The organism is Pararhodospirillum oryzae (assembly GCF_007992075.1).
In the GTDB taxonomy this organism is placed as follows: Bacteria; Pseudomonadota; Alphaproteobacteria; order Rhodospirillales; family Rhodospirillaceae; genus Pararhodospirillum; species Pararhodospirillum oryzae.
In genome coordinates this window covers 1-2,047 of the sequence record NZ_BJZO01000165.1, presented here as the reverse complement: position 1 = coordinate 2,047, position 2,047 = coordinate 1, and the positions used below count along the sequence as shown (strand labels likewise).

Genomic DNA, 2,047 nt, shown 5'->3' with positions numbered 1-2,047 from the left:
GCGGCCCGAGGCGTCGGCCAGGCTTTGCACGATGGTGGTGGTGCGCTCGGCGTCCTGCGAGGCGGCGCGCGAAATCAGAATCGACTGTTCGACCTGACGCCCGATTTCGTTGATCGACGAAGACAGCTCCTCGGAGGCACTGGCCACGGTCTGCACACTGGCCGAGGCTTCCTCGGTCGCCGAGGCCACCTCGGTGGCTTGCTGGTTGCTCTGCTGGGCGGTTGAGGTCATGCTTCGGGCCGTGGTTTCCATGGTGCCGGCGGCGCGGCTGACCACGTCGAGAACCCCCGACACCGTGGTGTCGAAATCCGTGGTCAAGGTTCGCAAGGCTTCAACCCGGCGGTCGCGCTCGGCCTGCTGGCGCTTGTCCTCGGCGGCGAAGCGCTCGGCCCGCTGGGCGTTTTCCCGGAACACCTCGACCGCCTGCGCCATCTGACCGATTTCGTCACCCCGACCCCGGGCGGGAATCTCGACGCTCAAGTCCCCGTTGGCCAGACGCTTCATGGCGTGGGTCATGTCCGCGATCGGCACCGCCAGAATCCGGTTCATCAGGCTGCCCAGACCGATGGCGAGGACGATGAAAATGACCACCGCCACCCCAAGACCAATCCGGGCAAGGCCAGCCATGTCTTCCTGGTGCTTGCTCGCCACTCCGGCCGAATCGTTGTTCAACTTGACGAGACGATCCAGGTCCTGGATAATATCATCGAAGAGCTTTCGACCATCCGTGACCTGAATTTTGTAAGCTTCCACGTTTTGATTGGAGCGTGACATTTCCAAGGAACGGTTGGAAATCTCGAAATAGCGACGCAGGTGTTCTTTGTAACCGTTATATATTCCCTGCTCTTCCGCCGAGCTGATCAGAACTTCGTAGGCTTTTTGATCGTCGGCCAGAACGGCCCGTACCTTATCGATCTCGCGGTCCATGGCGCTGATATCGGCCGCGTCCTGGGACAGGATATGCCCCAGTTCATACCGCCGGAAATCCAGGATGCTGTTCTTCAGCGCATTGACGGCAATCACGCTGGGCAACCAGTTTTCCGTGATTTCATTGGTTGCCTTATCCATCTCGGATATTAATTTAAATATAACTCCTGCATTAACAATGATAATAACAAGAAGTATACCGAAAGCAGCAGTGAGCTTGCTTGATATCTTCGCATTGTTAATCACGGACATCGTCATATCTCCCACGACCAAGGACAGGATCTACTCCAGCTACCCCGACCCCAAATCGATTTTTTTTTGATGGAACAAGCAGGCAACTCGGGTGATCACACGCGACACGGTATCCGGACAGGAAGGTGTGCTTTTTGCCGGCTGACGCATTGGCAACCGGAATGGGCCTTGCTTCGATCAAAGGGCTCTGGAGTCCGCCCCACCTCCCCGTGAATCCCCCCGGATTCAGGGAGACCCCTTCGATCTGATTTATCGTTATGGGTGGGGTCATGGCACGGAAGGTTATCCCCCACCCAAAACCAGCGATCCACTTTTGGAGAGGTGAGGCTTCCGGGGGTATTTCACAACCCCCCTCCGCACGGATGAGGATTGGAATTTTCATGGGTGCCCAACGCGGGCAGGCAAGCCACGCGTTGGGTTGCGTTGCAGTGCGCGAGGGATCTTTCCCTCGAAGGGCCGCTGCCCGAAAGAACGGCCTGGAGCGAGACCCGAGAGGCGGGGAACAAAGGCTTGGAGCATCACGCCTGGATCCGGTTCAGCGCACGATGCCCTGGCGCCTGTCCGTTTCACATTGAAGCGGACAAGCCCCAGATCCCTTTGTTTTGTTGTGTCTTTTCGGGAAAAGCGGTGCCCCCTTTTCCCTGGCAAACTCTAAAGCGCATTCCGATCAAAACGGATCAGCGAATGCGCTCTAACTTTTTGATTTTTGTCATTTTCTAACCGCCGAAACGGTGCCGTTTCGGCTGAAAATTCTCTGGACTGAAACTGGATCAACTTGAGTCAAGTTAGCCCAGTTTCAGTCTCATTCCATAAATTTTAGAGTAACTTCGAGGCCAGGTTGGGCCAAGAAATGGCCCAACCTGATCTC

The 2,047-nt window shown here is 56.5% G+C and carries 1 protein-coding gene; it reads right to left on the bottom strand.

Annotation, left to right across the window (positions count from 1 at the left end; translation table 11 throughout):
- A partial coding sequence (locus ROR02_RS16250) for an MCP four helix bundle domain-containing protein (protein ID WP_170245162.1) occupies window positions 1-1,179 on the bottom strand: 1,179 nt, incomplete at its 3' end.
- Window positions 1,180-2,047 lie beyond the last annotated feature (868 nt).